This is a genomic window from Mesorhizobium sp. P3_B5, from assembly GCF_056402815.1.
The window spans coordinates 100,399-118,133 of sequence record NZ_JBFUGR010000011.1 but is presented as its reverse complement, the minus strand read 5'-3'; the positions used below and the strand labels follow the sequence as shown (position 1 = coordinate 118,133).

General features: G+C 62.4%; 15 protein-coding genes. 5 read left to right on the top strand and 10 right to left on the bottom strand.

All coding sequences use genetic code 11. The features are described from left to right. Positions 1-17: 17 nt before the first annotated feature. The 8 genes from AC1DVW_RS23985 to AC1DVW_RS23950 form a co-directional block, all read right to left on the bottom strand. Positions 18-623, bottom strand: coding sequence for a hypothetical protein (locus AC1DVW_RS23985; protein ID WP_477326414.1), 606 nt, complete (start codon positions 621-623; stop codon positions 18-20). A 244-nt stretch (positions 624-867) separates the two neighbouring features. Continuing rightward, positions 868-1,518, bottom strand: a complete 651-nt coding sequence (locus tag AC1DVW_RS23980; RefSeq protein WP_477248974.1) for a YiaD family glycine zipper/OmpA-like lipoprotein — start codon at positions 1,516-1,518, stop codon at positions 868-870. 115 nt (positions 1,519-1,633) lie between these two features. After that, complete coding sequence (locus tag AC1DVW_RS23975; protein WP_477326412.1) at positions 1,634-1,918, bottom strand: hypothetical protein; 285 nt, start codon at positions 1,916-1,918, stop codon at positions 1,634-1,636. Positions 1,919-2,110: 192 nt separating this feature from the next. Continuing rightward, positions 2,111-2,479, bottom strand: a complete 369-nt coding sequence (locus AC1DVW_RS23970; RefSeq protein ID WP_477326410.1) for a GFA family protein — start codon at positions 2,477-2,479, stop codon at positions 2,111-2,113. Between the two features lie 106 nt (positions 2,480-2,585). After that, complete coding sequence (locus tag AC1DVW_RS23965; protein WP_477248979.1) at positions 2,586-2,963, bottom strand: hypothetical protein; 378 nt, start codon at positions 2,961-2,963, stop codon at positions 2,586-2,588. A 251-nt stretch (positions 2,964-3,214) separates the two neighbouring features. After that, positions 3,215-4,346 (bottom strand): peptide chain release factor 2 gene (gene prfB, locus AC1DVW_RS23960; RefSeq protein WP_477248981.1). Its coding sequence is split into 2 segments (ribosomal slippage): positions 3,215-4,279 and positions 4,281-4,346, totalling 1,131 coding nucleotides; the frame shifts between segments, so codons are not numbered across the junction. Between the two features lie 125 nt (positions 4,347-4,471). Then, complete coding sequence (locus tag AC1DVW_RS23955) at positions 4,472-6,928, bottom strand: penicillin-binding protein 1A (protein ID WP_477277410.1); 2,457 nt, start codon at positions 6,926-6,928, stop codon at positions 4,472-4,474. Between the two features lie 213 nt (positions 6,929-7,141). Continuing rightward, positions 7,142-8,404: an N-acetylmuramoyl-L-alanine amidase gene (locus tag AC1DVW_RS23950; protein WP_477326408.1), complete on the bottom strand. Its 1,263-nt coding sequence runs from the start codon at positions 8,402-8,404 to the stop codon at positions 7,142-7,144. A gap of 654 nt (positions 8,405-9,058) precedes the next feature. On the opposite strand from AC1DVW_RS23950, the gene AC1DVW_RS23945 reads away from it, so the two are divergent. After that, positions 9,059-11,965, top strand: a complete 2,907-nt coding sequence (locus tag AC1DVW_RS23945; RefSeq protein ID WP_477326406.1) for an Rne/Rng family ribonuclease — start codon at positions 9,059-9,061, stop codon at positions 11,963-11,965. Positions 11,966-12,148: 183 nt separating this feature from the next. Here the strand turns inward: AC1DVW_RS23945 and AC1DVW_RS23940 are convergent, their stop codons facing one another. Together AC1DVW_RS23940 and AC1DVW_RS23935 are read right to left on the bottom strand one after the other, a co-directional pair. Then, positions 12,149-13,078 (bottom strand): glutaminase, encoded by a 930-nt coding sequence (locus tag AC1DVW_RS23940; protein WP_477277404.1) that lies wholly within the window; start codon positions 13,076-13,078, stop codon positions 12,149-12,151. Positions 13,079-13,089: 11 nt separating this feature from the next. Beyond that, the gene (locus AC1DVW_RS23935) at positions 13,090-14,238 is read right to left on the bottom strand and encodes a pyridoxal phosphate-dependent aminotransferase (protein ID WP_477326404.1); all 1,149 of its coding nucleotides are present in this window, start codon (positions 14,236-14,238) and stop codon (positions 13,090-13,092) included. Between the two features lie 169 nt (positions 14,239-14,407). Here AC1DVW_RS23935 and AC1DVW_RS23930 point away from each other — a divergent pair, with 169 nt between their 5' ends. From AC1DVW_RS23930 to accB, 4 genes are all read left to right on the top strand, one after another. Further along, a complete protein-coding gene (locus AC1DVW_RS23930) occupies positions 14,408-15,805 on the top strand; it encodes a M48 family metalloprotease (RefSeq protein WP_477326402.1) in 1,398 nt (465 codons plus the stop codon). A gap of 58 nt (positions 15,806-15,863) precedes the next feature. Beyond that, on the top strand, positions 15,864-16,670 hold the full coding sequence (locus tag AC1DVW_RS23925) for a DsbA family protein (protein ID WP_477326400.1): 807 nt from the start codon (positions 15,864-15,866) through the stop codon (positions 16,668-16,670). Between the two features lie 145 nt (positions 16,671-16,815). After that, positions 16,816-17,250 (top strand): type II 3-dehydroquinate dehydratase, encoded by a 435-nt coding sequence (gene aroQ, locus AC1DVW_RS23920; RefSeq protein WP_477248994.1) that lies wholly within the window; start codon positions 16,816-16,818, stop codon positions 17,248-17,250. A gap of 26 nt (positions 17,251-17,276) precedes the next feature. Further along, positions 17,277-17,735 carry an acetyl-CoA carboxylase biotin carboxyl carrier protein gene (gene accB / locus AC1DVW_RS23915; RefSeq protein WP_477277397.1) on the top strand — a complete coding sequence of 153 codons (459 nt, stop codon included), beginning with the start codon at positions 17,277-17,279 and terminating at the stop codon, positions 17,733-17,735.

Genomic DNA, 17,735 nt, shown 5'->3' with positions numbered 1-17,735 from the left:
CTGGCCTGGTTCGCCCGTCACATCGGCCCAGGCATCATCTTGGTCGGTTTCTCGAGCATCGGAAACTCGGCCTTGTTGCATTTCACGTTCGGGTTGGTCGGGCTGAACATGCCGTTCGGATTGTCCTTGAGCCAGGCGTGAAGGTCGTAGTGGACGAACTCCCTCGGGATGAGCGGATAGTGTCCCTCCATCGGGCCCATGAACGTTTGGCCAAACAGCTTCGGCGGCGCTTTGATGTCCGGCGTCAGCGGCACCAGCCATTCCACCCCGACCAGGTGCAGGCCCTTTTTCGTCGGCTCGTAGATCAGCACATTGGGGTGCATCGGATCGAGTTTCTGGCCGATGCTCGGCACGTTGACGAAATGGATACCCATGGCGCCCTTCGGGTAATCCATCGCGCCCGCTATCTTTTCTCCGCTGTAGTAGACGCAGCCGACTGTCGACAGATAAAGGTCGCGGACGGCGGCGGTGTAGTCTTCATATTTGGCGAGCGATTTTTTCAAGGCATCGATGTCGGCCTTGTTGGCATCCTCGGCTTGAGCCATAGCGACGCCCAACCATGAGCCTACGAGACTTGTCATAGCGAGGACGGCGCAGCGCCCAAGGCTTGTTGTTCTTGTCATGCATTCCTCCCAGATTTTCTGATCTGGCCGTGCAAGACCGAGGCGGAAAAATGCTGATTGCGCGGCCAGTTTGTACCGCCTCATCCCCTCCGGAACAGCGACGATGCTATTCCTTTCCCTGGCTGCGGGAAAGCAGCTCTTTAGAGGTAGCTAATTTAATGGCGCACCAATCTGAAGCGGCAACTCTGCCCAAACAAAAACGGCCCCGACGTGGGGGCCGTTTCGCATTCGCTTGCCGAACAGCTCAGGTGAGTGGCGACAGCTGGATCTCGACGCGCCGGTTCTGTGCGCGGCCCTGGGCCGTCGCGTTGGATGCGACCGGGCGGGTCTTGCCGAAGCCGGTGACGGCGAAACGGCGCGAATCGACGCCCTGGCCCGAGAGGTAGTTGGCGACCGCCAGCGCGCGGCGCTGCGACAGGTCGAAATTGTGCTCGTCGCCACCGGTCGAATCGGTGTGGCCGAAAACGTCGACTGTGGTCTGGCGGAACTTGTTCAACACCAGGGCGACCGAATTCAGCACCTGGTAGAAGCCGGGCTTCACCGCGTCCTGGTCGACGTTGAAGGTGATATCGGACGGCATGTTGAGAATGATCTGGTCACCGGTACGGGTGACGCTGACGCCGGTGCCCTGAAGCTGCCGGCGCAGTTCGGCCTCGTTCTGGTCCATCGTGGCGCCGATCGCGCCGCCAGCCAGCGCGCCGATGCCGGCGCCGATCAACGCATTGCGGCGGTCATTGCCGCCGGCAAGCAGGCCGAGACCCGCCCCCGCGAGGGCGCCAAGACCGGCGCCGGCCGCGGTGTTGGAAACCTTCTGCTCCCCGGTATACGGATCGGTGGTGGTGCAGGCGCTCACGAGCACGGCCGTCGCCACGACGACGAGCAAAGTCTTTTTCATAGGATGGTCCCTCTCCAATCGGCGGTCGCGCCACAGGCGCGCCGTTTCAGCCCTTCCGGCGACTTGTAACATGAAATGCGGCAAAAAACGGAACGGCAAAAGCGCCGGCGGTGTCTCAGTTTGAAATAAGCGGAATGATCAGCACGACGACGACTTCAATGATGGGGATTGCCACGAATATGGCAAGAAAGCCGGCAATCCCCATCCCGATTTTGACCAGCCAGGACGGATGAGGGATCGCCTTCCAGGCGAAAAATGCGCTCGCGACGCCCAAACCCAATGCGACAATGCCAATGACCGGAGACCGCGTCATTGGAAGCATCAGATCATCAAAAACAAGAAAGAGCGCGCCAGTGAGGATTAGCTGGGCCGTGAGCCCGAATAGAAACGCGCGTTTCACGCGACCCGCCAGGTACTATCTTTTATCGGCATCAGACTACGTCTTTCGTTTTGTACGGCCCGCCTTTCGGTGCAACCGCATCATCTTCTCGCAAAGATTGTCCATTGACCAGAGCATTTTGGAACGCCACTACCCAAGCTCTGATCACGGCTTTTCCCGGTGCAATTCCGCGCCGCCTGCGAGATTGATCGGCTACCAGAGATTCTTGCCGTCGATGACGACCACTTCGACTTTGTCGAGGTCGAAATCGTCGAACAGACGTGAATTAACGCTGACCTTCGGATTGTCGAAATCCGGCTCGCCGGTCGACCAGTCCGGCGTCTCGGTGAAAGTGCCGCAGCCGCAGGTGGCGCAAAAACCGTGTTTCACGGTTTTCGACCCCCAAAGATAGAAAGAGACATTTTCGATCGGGCTGGTGAGCTTGAACTGCGAGGGCGTGTAGTAGGCCCACAGCGACCCGCGCTTCGAGCAGAAGGAACAGGTGCAGCGCGTCACCGTTTGCGGCGCCTCCGAAACCTCGAATGTCGTCGCCTTGCAGTGACAGCTTGCCTTTATGGTCATAAGCGCATTCCTCTCCTTTGCCCGCCGCCTGTGCGACAAGGCAGCATAGAGAAGTGCTCCTGACAACTGTCTGTCAGCAGGCTTTGCTCGAACGAGCCGAGCAGTGCTAATAAGAGCGCGGCGGCACGAACAGGCAGATCGTCTTGCCGGCGTCGAGACCAGCTTGATGAGCGCACCAGTGGAACTCGCCGTCCGGGCTATCCTTGACGCGCTTGTCGCTCATCGGAACAACCTCACCCGTGCCGGCAATCACATAACCCTCGGGCTTTTCCAGCACCTCGCCCGTATGGGTCGTACGGCAATCATAGTTGGCACAGCACGCGAATGGATAAGACCAGCCTTGCGGCATCGACTTGGTAGGCGTGGCGTCATGGGCGAAGGCAGATGCCGTCAGCATTGCGGTCGCGCCGATTGCGAACAGGGAAAACAGAAGTCGGCCAGCCGGTCGAACGGCGCTGGCCGATCTGGATGTGGCAGCAGACATGGAAACGTTCCTTTCAAACGAGCATCAAGCGTTTCGCTTGCCCGTTCCCGGAACGTGTTCTTCCCAGTGGCCGATCGTCGGCTCGCAGATATGCCGCGTCCGGCCATAAATGCTTTTAAACCACGGGGATGGTGAGCCGATTTATGAGTCGGCGCAAGAAAATGCTGCGTCCACAATGCCGCAGCCCAAACGCCGATTGGCGCTTGCCGCGATTGAGCCGAAGGGGTGCTGTTCGACCGCGGCGCACGCCGTCAGTCGATATCCGCCACCACTTCGCCGGCGCCGCCCTCAATGCGCTGCGACAGCGACGCCTCCATGAAATCGTCGAGGTCGCCGTCGAGCACGCTCGACGGGCTGGTGCTCTCGACCCCGGTGCGCAGGTCCTTCACCAGCTGGTAGGGCTGCAGCACGTAGGAGCGGATCTGGTGGCCCCAGCCGATATCGCTCTTGGACGCCTCGGTGGCGTTGGCCACCGCTTCACGCTTCTTGAGCTCTTCCTCATAAAGCCGCGAGCGCAGCATTTCCCAGGCCTTGGCCTTGTTCTTGTGCTGCGAGCGCTCGGCCTGACAGGCGACCGCAATACCGGTGGCGATATGGGTGATGCGAACCGCCGAATCCGTCGTGTTGACGTGCTGGCCGCCCGAACCGGACGAGCGGTAGGTGTCGATGCGCACGTCGGATTCAGAGACGTCGATCTCGATCCTGTCATCGACGACTGGATAGACCCAGATGCTGGAGAAGGACGTATGGCGGCGCGCATTGCTGTCATAGGGCGAGATGCGCACCAGGCGATGAACGCCCGACTCCGTCTTCAGCCAGCCATAGGCATTGTGGCCCTTGATCAGCAAGGTGGCGGACTTGATGCCGGCCTCTTCACCGTCATGCACTTCCAGCACTTCGACCTTGAAGCGGCGGCGCTCGGCCCAGCGTGTGTACATGCGCAGCAGCATCGAGGCCCAGTCCTGGCTCTCCGTGCCGCCGGCGCCGGCGTGGACTTCGAGATAGGTGTCGTTGGCGTCCGCCTCGCCCGACAGCAGCGTCTCGACCTGGCGAGCCTTCGCCTCGCCCTGCATCGAGCGCAGCGACGCCTCCGCCTCGGCGATGACGCTCTCGTCGCCCTCTTCCTCGCCAAGCCCGATCAGGCCGATATTGTCTTCCAGCGCCTGGGTCAGGCTCTTGACGCCGGCGATGCCGTCCTCGAGGCCCTGGCGCTCACGCATAAGCTTCTGTGCTTCCAGCGGGTCGTTCCAGAGGCTCGAATCCTCGGCGCGCACATTGAGGTACTCAAGCCGCTTTATGGCCTGATCCCAGTCAAAGATGCCTCCTCAGCAGGGTTATCGCCTGCCTGATTTCATCGACAATATTCTGCGTTTCCGCGCGCATGGCTGGCTGTTCTGTCCTGTTGCTGGAATGGCGCTTTGGTCGGCGCGATACATAGGCACGGCACCGCCGCCTGTAAAGCGAAATGGGCTGGCGCGAAAGCCAGCCCCGTTTCGAGTGTCAGCGTGTCAGAACAGCCCGCCGCCGGTCGACTGGATGGCTTGCGTGGCTTGCGGCGACAGCGGTCCGCCGGCGCCGTTGGAGCCGTCTGCGCCCATGCCGATCACCCAATAGCTGTCGGCGGGGCCGGTGCCCGGCTTGAAGGCTTCGATGATGGTGCCCGCCTCGCCCTCGCCTGCCCGCATGCCGGTCTTGCGATTGATGGCGATGAGGTTCATGCCTTCCGGCACCTTGAAGTCGACATTGGGCGTGCCGTCCAACGCCACGCGCATGAAATTCTTGAAGATCGGCGCCGCGAGGCCGCCGCCGGTTGCGCCGTGGCCAAGGCCACGCGGCGTGTCGTAGCCCATGTAGAGCCCGACGACGAGGTTCGGCGTGTAGCCAATGAACCAGGCATCCTTCTCGTCGTTTGTCGTACCCGTCTTGCCGGCGATATGCCGGCCAAGTTCGGCGATGGTGGCGCCGGTACCGCGCTGGACAACGCCTTCCATCATCGAGGTGATCTGGTAGGCGGTCATCGGATCGAGCACCTGCTCGGCATTGTCGACCAGTTCCGGCTCCGGCTGGTTCTGCCATTCGGGCGCGTTGCAGCCTTCGCAGCCGCGCTCGTCCTGCTTGAACACGGTTTTGCCGTAGCGGTCCTGAATGCGATCGATCAGCGAGGGTTTGATCGCCTTGCCGCCATTGGCCATGATCGAATAGGCCGACACCATGCGCATCACCGTCGTTTCGCCGGAGCCCAGCGCCATCGGCAGATACGGCGCCAGATGGTCATAGACGCCGAAGCGCTCGGCATATTCCACGACCAGCTTCATGCCCATGTCGTTGGCCAGCCGCACCGTCATCAGGTTGCGCGACTTTTCGATGCCGGAGCGCAATGTCGCCGGACCCGCCGCCCCGCCGTCATAATTCTTCGGCGTCCAGGTCGTGTTGCCGCTCTGGATGGTGATCGGTCCGTCCATGATCACCGAGGCCGGCGTATAGCCGTTGTCGAGCGCAGCCGAGTAGACGATCGGCTTGAACGACGAGCCCGGCTGACGCATGGCCTGCGTGGCGCGGTTGAATTCCGACTGCGCGTAGGAGAAGCCGCCCACCATGGCCAGAACACGGCCGGTATGCGGATCCATGGCGATCATGCCGCCTTCCACTTCCGGAATCTGGCGCAGGCTGTAGGCGCCCTCGGTGCCGTCGTTCTTCTGCACGAAAATGACGTCGCCCGGCTTCAGCACGTCTGCCGGCGACTTGGCCTTGACGGTCTTGCCGTCGACCACATGGCGCATGGCAAAGCCCATGTCGTCCTTGCTGACGGTGCCTTCGACACGCTCCTTGACGATCTCACCCGAGATCTGCCGCGTCGGCTGCAGGCCGATCGACAGGCCTTCGTCAGAGCTGTCCAGCACGACGGCGAGCGACCATTCGGGCACGTCCTCCAGCCCCTTGACGGCGCCCAGCGGCACGCCCCAGTCGCCGGAGACGTCGATGTTCGTCACCGGGCCGCGATAGCCGCGCAGCGTGTCGAACTTCATCAGGCCGTTCTGCATCGCCGTGCGGGCGATGAGCTGCATTTTCGGATCGAGCGTGGTGCGCACGGACAGGCCGCCCTCGTAGAGCGCATTCTCGCCGTAGCGGGCGATGATCTGGCGGCGCACTTCCTCGGTGAAATATTCGCCCGCGAACAGATAGTTGCCAGTGCGGCGCGGCGTGACGCCAAGCGGCTCGGCCTTGGCCTTGTCGCCTTCTTCGCGTGTCACGTAGCCGTTCTCGACCATCTGGTCGATGACCCAGTTGCGGCGCTCGAGCGCGCGGTCGGCATGCTTGAAGGGATGATAGTTGTTCGGCCCTTTCGGCAGCGAAGCCAGATAGGCCGCTTCCGCCACGGTGAGCTCGTTCACCGACTTGTCGAAATAGGTGAGCGCTGCACCGGCGACGCCATAGGCGCCGAAGCCGAAGAAGATCTCGTTCAGATAGAGCTCGAGAATGCGGTCCTTCGAATAGGCCTGCTCGATGCGGAAGGCGAGGATCATCTCCTTGATTTTGCGCTCATAGGTCTGGTCCGAGGACAACAGGAAGTTCTTCGCCACCTGCTGGGTGATCGTCGAGGCGCCGACCTGGCGCTTGCCGGAGCCGAGATTCTGCAGATTGACGATGACCGCGCGGCCAAGACCGGTCACGTCGATGCCGGGATGGTTGTAGAAATTTTTGTCCTCTGCCGACAGGAAGGCCGCCTTGACGCGATCCGGAATGGCCTGGATCGGCAAGTAAAGGCGCCGCTCGCGCGCATATTCGGCCATCAGCGCGCCGTCGGAGGCATGGATACGGGTGGTCACCGGCGGTTCGTACTTGGCCAGCACTTCGTAGTCGGGCAGATCCTTCGCCAAATGGCCGATATAGATCGCCACGCCCGCCGCGACCAAAAGGGCCAGCGTCGTGCCAATGCCGAAGAAATAGCCAATAAGACGAATCATGCCCGCTCCAGTCCTTGGTTCGGGAATTCCCTAGACGAAGCCGCCTTTCGCGCAAGCTTTCGAAACGGTCCCAATCCGTAATCGAAAACCCATGTCGCCACCATGTGGACAAAATGGGGCAGCGCGGGATTTCGGCCACCAGTGCTGGAAATAAATGTGCCTGGTGTTGTCGTCGGGCAACGCTGCCTCTGGTTGTAGGCGGCGGCAACCATGTCAACCCCCGGTTCCGGTTCCGCTCCTGGCAGAGGCAAACAGCGCCACGGCGTTGGTTATGCTCTGCGCTGCCTTGCCGCGCCAATCGGCATCGAGCAGTTGCGCCTCGTCCTTCGCATTCGAGAGATAGCCGAGCTCGACCAGCACTGACGGAACGTCCGGCGCCTTCAGCACCTTGAAGCCGGCCGAACGCTGTGGATTGTTGATCAGGCCAACGCTGGTGGAAAGCTGGCCGACCAAAGTGTGCGCAAAACTCATCGAGAAATTGTGGGTCTCGCGCCGGATCAGGTCGATCAGGATGTCGGTGACTTCCTTGTTGTCGTCCTTGATCACCATGCCGGCGAACTGGTCGGATAGGTTTTCACGGTCGGCCAGCGCCTGCGCTTCGGGGTCAGACGCCTTGTCGGATACAGTGTAGACGGTGGCGCCGCGAATGCCCTTGACGCTGATCGTGTCGGCGTGGATCGAAATCAGCAGGTCGGCCTCGTGCTGGCGGGCAATGCGCACGCGGTCGTCCAGCCGCAGGAACTCGTCGGTCTCGCGCGTCATGAACACATCGTATTTGCCGATTGCCGCGAGCTTGTCGCGCAGCTCCGTGGCAAAAGCGAGCGTAACGTTCTTTTCGATCGTGCMGTTGAGGCCCTCGGCGCCGCCGTCAATGCCGCCGTGGCCGGGATCGATGACCACCGTGAAGCGATGACCTGGATTGGAGATCGGCCCGGTGCCGACCCTGCCGCCCTTGTCGCTCGAGACCGTCGAGCCGGTGGTCAGCGCCTGATCGGCGAGTGCAGCGTCGAATTCGCGTTCGGAGGCCGCCGACATGTCGATGGCGATGCGATAGCCATTGCCATCCTCGTTCTTGAGCACGTCGAGCTTGTCGACCGAAAACGGCCCCTTGCCGGTGAGGATCAGCCGCGAAGCCCCCTCGCCAAGGTCGCCGTAGCGCACGCCCTTGACCAGGCCGCGCGCTTTCACATCCTTGGCATTGATGGCGAACGCGGTGCGTGGCAGGTCGATGACCAGACGGTTGGGACCGCGCAGCAGAAACCATTTGATCTCCGGCTCGCGGTCGAAAGTCATGACGATGCGCATCTTGGTGGCATCGCCCGCCATTTTGTAGCTGGTCGCGCCGAGCGGCGCGTCGGCGGCGCGGCAAAGCGGCGAAAAAACCAGGCAAGCCGCCATCAGCAAAAGAACACAGCCGGCGCGGGCCAAATCCCCCCAGCCGCAACGCCCCTTGTCTGTGCTGCCTGCCAGTCCCATCTTTCTCCAGTCGCTCCCGGGTTTGGCGCCTGGCGCCGGGTCGTTTTGTCGAAGTGCCGGTTAGGCCGCGAACTCGATTAACGATTGGTATATAGAGAAGGTTAACCAAGCCTTTTCATCCAGGGATAGAGGCCTGAGCTTCCCTAAGGGCACTGCTTTTTGCCGGCATCCTAAATCGGGGTTGCCTTCCACCCCGCCAAATCATAAAAGCGATGGTGGATCACTGCAATCCTGGAACCGCTTCTCCCGCAGCTTCCTGCTACAGGTCAGATGAAAGGCGGCTCCTTTCGCTTCCAGCGAAAAGGGTTCAGGTGATCGCGACGAATTTCGCAGGTGTGCGCCCGTGGCGGGGGAATCGCCTGCGTGAGGAAAACGGCCGGGTTCGTCCCGTGCCGGCTCTGTAAGAGCAAACAAGCTGGTCCGGTTTTTTCCGGGCTTTGGTTCAAAAGGTTCTGCTGGTGACGATGGCTTCAAGCGCAATCATGGAAAGGTCCGCATCAAACCGCGCCATTATGGCTGCGGGCGGCACCGCCATGGCGCTCAGCCGGCGGCCGGCGGACGTTCAATTGTCCGGCACCCATAATCTTCCAGCCACACAGCGGCGGGCTTTGCCTCGCAAGCTGCAGCTGGCGGCTGCCGGGGGGAAACGAAATAATGCCCAACAAGATGCTGATAGACGCCTCCCACCCGGAGGAAACACGCGTTGTCGTCGTTCGCGGTAACCGTATTGAAGAATTCGACTTTGAATCCCAGGACAAGAAGCAGCTCAAAGGTAACATCTACCTCGCCCGCGTAACGCGCGTCGAACCTTCCCTTCAGGCAGCCTTTGTCGAATATGGCGGCAACCGTCACGGTTTTCTCGCCTTCAGTGAAATACACCCCGACTACTACCAGATCCCGGTCGCCGATCGTCAGGCGCTGCTGCGCGCGGAAGCGCAGGAAGCCCAGGACGAAGAGGATGAGGACGGCGATGGCGACGACCGCCAGAACCGCGATCGCGGGCGGCGCGGACGTCGTCGCGGCGGTAAAGGTCGCGAGCGCGGTGAAAACAAGCGCGATGCCGGTGCCGATTCCGACGACAGCGGCGAAAATGGCGACACCGGCGGTGACGCCGTCGCCGAAGGCGCCGCTCCCGAACATGCCGACACCTCGCCGGATACGGCCGGGCACGAAGCCGGGCACGACGAGGCCGCAGATCATGGCGAGACAGAACCTTCCGAGGGCGGCCCCACTTCCATCGCGGCAAGCGTCGAAGCGGATGTGATTTCCGAAGCCGTGACGCAGGCAGAGCCGAGTGGCGAAGCCACCTCCAGTGACGCAAGTGGCGAAGCCACGTCCAGCGACAATGACCGCGGCATGCTGGAAGAGGTGCAGTCCTCGCATCCTGACGACCACGAGGTCGAATCGGTCGGCGCCGAGGACGCGCTGGAAGAAGTGCGCAACCGCCGCAAGCCGGTGCGCCGCCAGTACAAGATCCAGGAAGTCATCAAGCGCCGCCAGATCCTGCTGGTCCAGGTCGTCAAGGAAGAGCGCGGCAACAAGGGTGCTGCACTCACCACCTATCTATCGCTTGCAGGCCGCTATTCGGTGCTGATGCCGAACACCGCGCGTGGCGGCGGCATTTCGCGCAAGATCACCAGCGCCGTCGACCGCAAGCGCCTCAAGGAGGTCGTCGCCGATCTCGAAGTGCCGCAGGGCATGGGCGTCATCCTGCGCACCGCCGGCGAAAGCCGCACCAAGGCCGAAATCAAGCGCGATTACGAATATCTGATGCGGCTTTGGGAAAATGTCCGCAATCTGACGCTGCAATCCACCGCCCCTGCCCTCGTCTACGAGGAAGGCAGCCTGATCAAGCGCTCGGTGCGCGACCTCTACAACAAGGACATCGACGAGATTCTTGTCTCCGGCGAGGAAGGCTATCGCGAGGCCAAGGACTTCATGCGCATGCTGATGCCGAGCCACGCCAAGGTGGTTCAGCCGTTCCGCGACACGACGCCGATCTTCGTGCGCAATGGCATCGAGGCGCAGCTCGACCGCATGCTGCAGCCGCAGGTGACGCTGAAAAGCGGCGGCTACATCATCATCAACCAGACCGAAGCGCTGGTCGCCATCGACGTCAATTCGGGCCGCTCCACCAAGGAGCACTCGATCGAGGACACCGCCCTTCACACCAATCTGGAAGCGGCCGAGGAAGTCGCGCGTCAGCTTAGGTTGCGCGATCTCGCCGGCCTGATCGTCATCGACTTCATCGATATGGAGGAGAACCGCAACAACCGCTCCGTCGAAAAGCGGCTGAAGGATCACCTCAAGAACGATCGCGCCCGCATCCAGGTCGGCCGCATCTCGCATTTCGGCCTGATGGAGATGTCGCGCCAGCGCATCCGCGCCAGCGTGCTGGAATCGACGATGAAGCCTTGCCCGCATTGCGGCGGCACCGGCCATGTGCGCTCCGATTCGTCGGTCGCCCTGATGGTGGTGCGGGCGATCGAGGAATTCCTGCTCAAGGATTCGCGCAGCCACATCACCGTGCGGACGCCGGCGGCGACCGCGCTCTACGTGCTCAACCATAAGCGCGGCACGCTGGTGGAACTCGAAAGCCGTTTCGGCCTGACCATCACCATCGAGGCCGACGATACGGTCGGTGTGCAGCACTATGCGATCTTCCGCGGCGCGCTGGCTGAAAAGCCGGAGGGCTTTGTCGAAGCGCGCAGCTTCCCGGCCTATGTCGAACCGGAAGAGCCCGAGGACGAGATCGTCGTCGAGGTGGAAGAAGACGAGGCACCTGTGCAGGCCGAACAGCCACGCCAGCAGCCGCAGCAACAGCAGCCGCGGCCTGCCGGCGGTGAAGAAAACGGCGAAGGCCGCGATCGCAAGCGCCGCAAGCGCCGCAGACGGCGTGGTGGCAAGGATCGCGATCGCGAGCATGGCGCGCCTTCTGAAGGCGCTTCTGCCTCGACGCCAACCGATGGCATCACTCAGGCGGCAAGCCATGACGGCGCGGACACTGACGACGAGGCACCGGTGGTCGGCGTCGTCGAAACGGTGGAAGCGTCGGACGACGCCCAGGGCAAGAAACGCCGGCGCGGCAAGCGCGGCGGCAAGCGCAATCGCCGTGAGGACGGCGAAGGCACTGAAACCGAGGCCGGCGAATCCGCTGACGTTTCGGTGGTGGATGCTTCAGAAGCCGAAGCGATTGCCAGCGAGCCGGTAGCGGTTGAAGAGGCTGCGGCTCCTGTACCGGCGAACGACGACGAACCGGCTGCCGAAAAGCCAAAGAAGAAGCGCGCATCGAGGGCGAAGAAGGCCACAGCTGAAGTCGCCGCCGAGACGGTAGCCGAGGCTGCACCTGAAGCTGCCGACGAGCCCGTGGCCGATGCTCCTGTCGCGGCCGAACCGGCCGTGGCCGAAGAGGAAACGGCGAAGGCCCGCCCGTCGCGGCGCAAGCCCGTTGCAGTGGATGCTCCGGTCGTGCCGGTGGTCTCCTCGACGGTCGCCGACGAGGCCAAAGCCGAGGAAAAGCCGAAGCGCGCCGGCTGGTGGCAGAGGAAAGGCTTCTTCTAAGCTTTTCAGTCACTTGGACTGGTTATCTGACTAATAAAAAAAAATCCCGCGCCATCCAAACAACGGCGCGGGATTTTCGCATCTTGGGATGGCGAAAACCGTTAGGGCGCGAAGTGTATGCAAGCACCGGAAGCGCAGCGATCAGTCATTTGCAGGCCGGCCTCACCTGAATATCGGTAAGTCCTAGGGCGCGAAGATCGACCAGTTCATCATCCTCGCCAGCTTTTCCAGCGCGATCGACCCCAGCTTGGAATTGCCGTTGGCGTTGAGGCCGGGCGACCACACCGCAAGCGACGCCACGCCCGGCACGATGCCCAAAATGCCGCCGCCGACGCCGCTCTTGCCGGGAATGCCGACGCGGAAGGCAAAGTCGCCGGACCCGTCATAGTGGCCGCAGGTCAGCATCATCGCGCCAATGCGGCGTGCGCGCTCGGCCGACACCACGGAGTGTCCGGTCGCCGGGTTCTTGCCGCCATTGGCAAGGAAGCGACCGGCCAGCGCCAGCTGCCGGCAGCTCATGGCGATGGCGCAGTGGTGGAAATAGACACCCAGCGCCAGCTCCGGCGCGTGGTGGAGATTGCCGAAGGATTTCATGTAGTTGGCAAGTGCAAAATTGCGATAGCCGGTGGCGCGTTCGGAAGCGGCGACCTCGCGATCAATGATGATCGTCTCGTCATCGGCCAGGAACTGGATGAAGCGCAGGATCTCGCCGATCGCCTCGCGCGGCTGGTGGCCGGCGAGCAGGATGTCGGAAATGACGATAGCGCCGGCATTGATGAACGGATTGCGCGGAATGCCGTTCTCATGTTCTAGCTGAACGATCGAGTTGAACGGGTTGCCAGAGGGCTCGCGCCCGACGCGTTGCCACAGCGCGTCACCGACATTGCCGAGCGCCAGGGTCAGCGTGAACACTTTCGAGATGCTCTGGATCGAAAATGCCTCGTCAGCGTCACCCGCCATCAGCACACGGCCGTCATTGGTGACGGCGGCGATACCGAATTTTTTCGGATCGACCTTGCCGAGCTGCGGAATGTAAGTCGCGACATCGCCGCGATCGCTACGCCCAGCCATTTCAGCAGCAACTTCGGCCAGGGCCTGTTCGAGTTCCGGCATTCTCGTCCCCGCTATTTCAGCCAGCGCTCGATGCGCGCCATTGCCTCGACCATGTCGTCATGGCTGCCGGCATAGGAAAAGCGCATGGTGCGGTGCCCCTGCAGCGGATCGAAGTCGCGGCCGGGCGTCGCCGCCACATGCGCTTCGGCCAGCATTTTTCGCGCAAAGGCCATGCTGTCATTGGTGTGCCTGGTGACATCGCAAAAGGCATAGAAGGCACCGTCCATGGGGGCGGCCAGGGCGAAGCCGAGTTCCGGCAGGCGTTGCATCAGAAGCTCGCGGTTCCAGGCGTAGCGCGCCTTCACCGCTTCCAGCTCCTGCGTCGCCTTGAACGCCTCGATCGCGGCGATCTGGGAGAGTTCCGGCGGTGAGATGTAGAGGCTCTGGGCAATGCGCTCGACCGGCCGCACCAGCTCGTGCGGCAGCACCATCCAGCCGATGCGCCAGCCGGTCATGCAATAGTATTTCGAAAACGAATTGATCACCGTCACGCTCGCGCCATAGGCGAGCGCCGTGGTGTCCGGCGCGGCGTAGGCCAGCCGGTGGTAGATTTCATCGGAGATTACGGCGATGCCGAGCTCCTCGGCCGTTTTCACCAGCGCCGACAGTTCATCGGCGGGAATGACGGCGCCGGTCGGATTGGCCGGGCTGGCAAACAGCACGCCCTTCAACGGTTTTTCCCGGTGCGCGGTCTTCATATGCTCGGCATGGAGATAGGCGTCACCGTCGAGTTCGATCTCGACGACCTCGATGCCGAGCGCCGCCATGATGTTGCGATAGGCCGGATAGCCGGGCGCGGCGATGGCGACGCGGTCGCCCGGATCGAACATCGCCAGAAAGGCCAGGTTGAAGGCGGCGGACGATCCGGTGGTCACGGCGATGCGGCCGGGCGCGACATCGATCCCGTAATGCTCGCCATAATGCTCGGCGATCGCCTTGCGCAGACCTGCAAGCCCCAACGTGTCGGTGTAGCCGATGCGGCCGATCTTCAGCGCGTTGGCCGCAGCCTCTCTTACGCCGATCGGCGCCGGGTCCGACGGCTGGCCGACAGCCATGGAAACGACCGGCACGCCAGTGGCTTTCAGCCGGTTGGCCTCGGCCAGAATGTCCATGGCATGGAACGGCTCGACCTCACCGCGGCGCGAAAGCGAAACAACCATTTGACCTCACTGCTGCCGCCCCATTTTGCCGCCCGATCCAGCCGCCGCAGGCAGCCGGCTTTGACGACCGCGCCGCACAAATGCCCGATTGATGTGAGGATCACAAGTTCAGGAAGTTTCCGGTGCCGACTCTTTTCATCGTTCGGCCGCTCGTTTACCAGTGGACCTCATGCTGAGCCGACCCAAATCGACCATTGCCAAGGCCGCGCGCATCTTCGCGACGCTTGCGCTTGCCGCCGCGGTCGCCCTGTCCGGCTCGATCAATGCCTTTGCCCAGAACGTGCCGGTGGTGCGCGATGCCGAGATCGAGGCGCTGGTGCGCGACTATGCGCGGCCGATCTTCAAGGCGGCAGGCCTGGCGGGTGACGGCATCGACATCGTGCTGGTCAACGACCAGAGCTTCAACGCCTTCGTTGCCGGGCGGCGTCTGTTCATCAACACCGGCGCGCTGATGATGGCGGGAACGCCCAACGAGATCATCGGCGTCATCGCCCACGAAGCCGGCCACATCGCCGGCGGTCACCAGCAGAAATTGCGCGAGCAGCTCGAGCGCGCCAAGACGATGGCGATCATTGCCACACTGCTTGGCGCCGGCGCAATCGTTGCCGGCGCCTCCACCGGCAGCCGCGGCCTTGCCGGCGCCGGCATGGGCGTTGCGGCCGGCGGCGGCGAGATGGCGCAGCGCAGCATCCTGGCCTATCAGCGCACCGAAGAGACCACCGCCGACAGCTCGGCTATCACCTATCTCAACGCCACCGGCCAGTCCGGCATGGGCATGCTGAAGACCTTCGCCCGCTTCCAGAGCGCCCTGTCGCTATCCGGCGCGCAGGTCGATCCCTACCGGATCAGCCATCCGATGCCGCAGGAGCGCATCGCCAATCTCGAAGTGCTGGTCAAGCAGAGCCCCTATGTCGACAAGGTCGACCCGCCGGCGCTTCAGCAGCGGCACGACATGATGCGCATCAAGATCGCCGCCTATATGGGTGGCCAGGCCACCGCGGCGCGGCTGATCCGCAAGAACCCGGGAAGCCTCGCTTCGCAATATGGCGAAGCGCAGACGGCCTATCTCTATGGCAATCTGGCCACCGCGCTCGCCAGGACCAATGCGCTGATCAAGACACAGCCAAAAAACGCTTATTTCCAGGAATTGCGCGGCGACATCCTGATGAAGGCGAACAAGCCGAAGGACGCGGCGGAAGCCTATGCCAAGGCGGTCAGCCTCGATCCGGCACGGTCGGGACTGCTGCCGGTCTCGCTCGGCCAGGCGCTGATGGCCGTCGGCACTCCTGATTCTCTGAAGAAGGCGGTGGTGCAGATCAACAATGGCATCGGGCGCGACAAGGAAAACGCCGAAGGCTACCGTTATCTGGCGCAGGCATATGGCGAGCTTGGCAACATTGCAGCGGCCGAACTGGCGACAGCCGAAGGTCATTTCTATTCTGGCGACTACAAAAATGCGAAAATCTTCGCCATGCGCGCACAGCAGACTATGAAGCGCGGCGAGCCGGGCTGGCTTCGCGCCCAGGATATAATAAACTACGCGCCATCAGGCAAAATCAAAAAATGAACCTTCCGGCGGCATGCGGCGACAAAAGCGGACGGAACAGGCTAGAGGATAAGGGATGATGAACAAGGCAATTCTGCTTGGCACGACTGGAGTGGCGGCCGCTCTTGCCATGCTGGCTTTCGGGTTCGTCGCTGGAAGTCCGCAGGCTGCAAAGGCCGGGACGACGGCGCAAGTCGTGCAGGTAGCGCCCTCGGACACCAAGGTCGACCGCACCGAAATCGAAGGCATCATCCGCGACTATCTGTTGAAGAACCCTGAGGTTCTGCTCGAGGTGCAGGATGCGCTCGAGGCCAAGCAGAAGGAAGAGCAGCGCATCGCCGCCCTCGGCGTCATCACCAAGGCCAAGAGCGAGATCTTCAATTCCAGCTTCGACGGCGTTGTCGGCAATCCGAACGGCAAGGTCACCATTGTCGAGTTCTACGACTACAATTGCGGCTTCTGCAAACGCGCCATCGAGGACATGCGGGCATTGACGAAAGCCGATCCGGATCTGCGTTTCGTGCTCAAGGAATTCCCGATCCTCGGCCCGGATTCGCAAAAGGCCAGCGTCGTCTCGATGGCTTTCCATCTGATGATGCCGGAGAAATACGGCGAGTTCCACAACGCGCTGCTTGGCGGCCAGGGCCGCGCCACCGAGGCCGCGGCCATCAAGGTGGCACTGTCGCTCGGCGCCGACGAGGCAAAGCTGCGCGAAAAAATGAAGGACCCGAGCATCACCGAGACCTTCTCCAAGACCTATGACCTTGCCAACAAGCTGGCCATCACCGGAACGCCGTCCTATGTGGTCGGCAACGAGGTGGTGTTCGGTGCGCTTGGCCAGCAAGTGCTGGCGGAAAAGATCGAAGCGGCGAAGGCCGCGCTCTGATCGGCCGGTGATTTGGCGGGCCGGCGGATTTTCGGCTGTTGTGGACAGCAAAAGAACGCGCTTGCGCTCTTTTCGCAGGCGTCTATGCCCATTATAGAGGCCCAGTGCGCCGGCTTGCCGCCGGCACCGGGAAAGGTCGGCATTTTTGAAAACTGTTTTCGTCCTGAACGGCCCCAACCTTAACGCGCTTGGCAAGCGCGAACCTGGGATCTATGGCGGCAAGACGCTTGCCGCCATCGCCGACGATTGCAAGCAGGCAGGTGCGGCCCTTGGGCTCGAGATCGATTTCCGCCAGTCGAACCATGAGGGCGACCTCGTCGACTGGATCCAGGAAGCTGGCGACAAGGCCGCCGGCATCGTCATCAATCCGGGTGCCTACAGCCACACCTCGATCGCCATTCACGACGCCATCCGCGCCATTGCGCCGCTGCCCGTCGCCGAAGTTCATCTTTCCAACATCCACGCGCGGGAATCGTTCCGCCACGTCTCCATGGTCGCGCCGGTCGCTGTCGGCATGATCTGCGGGTTCGGGCCGCTCGGCTACACTCTGGCGCTGCAGGCGCTGGCGGCACGCCTATGACCGGCCAACAAACAGAAGGCTCGAAAATGTCGATAAAGAAGACCGGTGTTGACCAGCAGCTCATCCGCGATCTGGCGGGCATACTGAACGACACCAACCTCACCGAGATCGAGGTCGAACTGGGCGACCTCAAGGTGCGCGTATCGCGCCAGGCACCGGCCGTTCATGCGATTGCAGCACCGCAGCCGAGCTATGCGCCGGCGGCAGCGCTGCCTGCCACGGCTGCCGCGCCGGCAGCCGTCGACGTGTCCAAGAACGCGGTGCCGTCACCCATGGTCGGCACCGCTTATCTGGCGCCGTCGCCCGACGCCAAGGCATTCATCGAGATCGGCACGAAGGTCAAGGAAGGCCAGACGCTGCTGATCATCGAGGCGATGAAGACCATGAACCAGATCCCCTCGCCGCGCGCCGGCACGGTGACGGCGATCCTGTTCGAGGACGGTCAGCCGGTCGAGTACGGCATGCCGCTCGTCGTGATCGAGTAA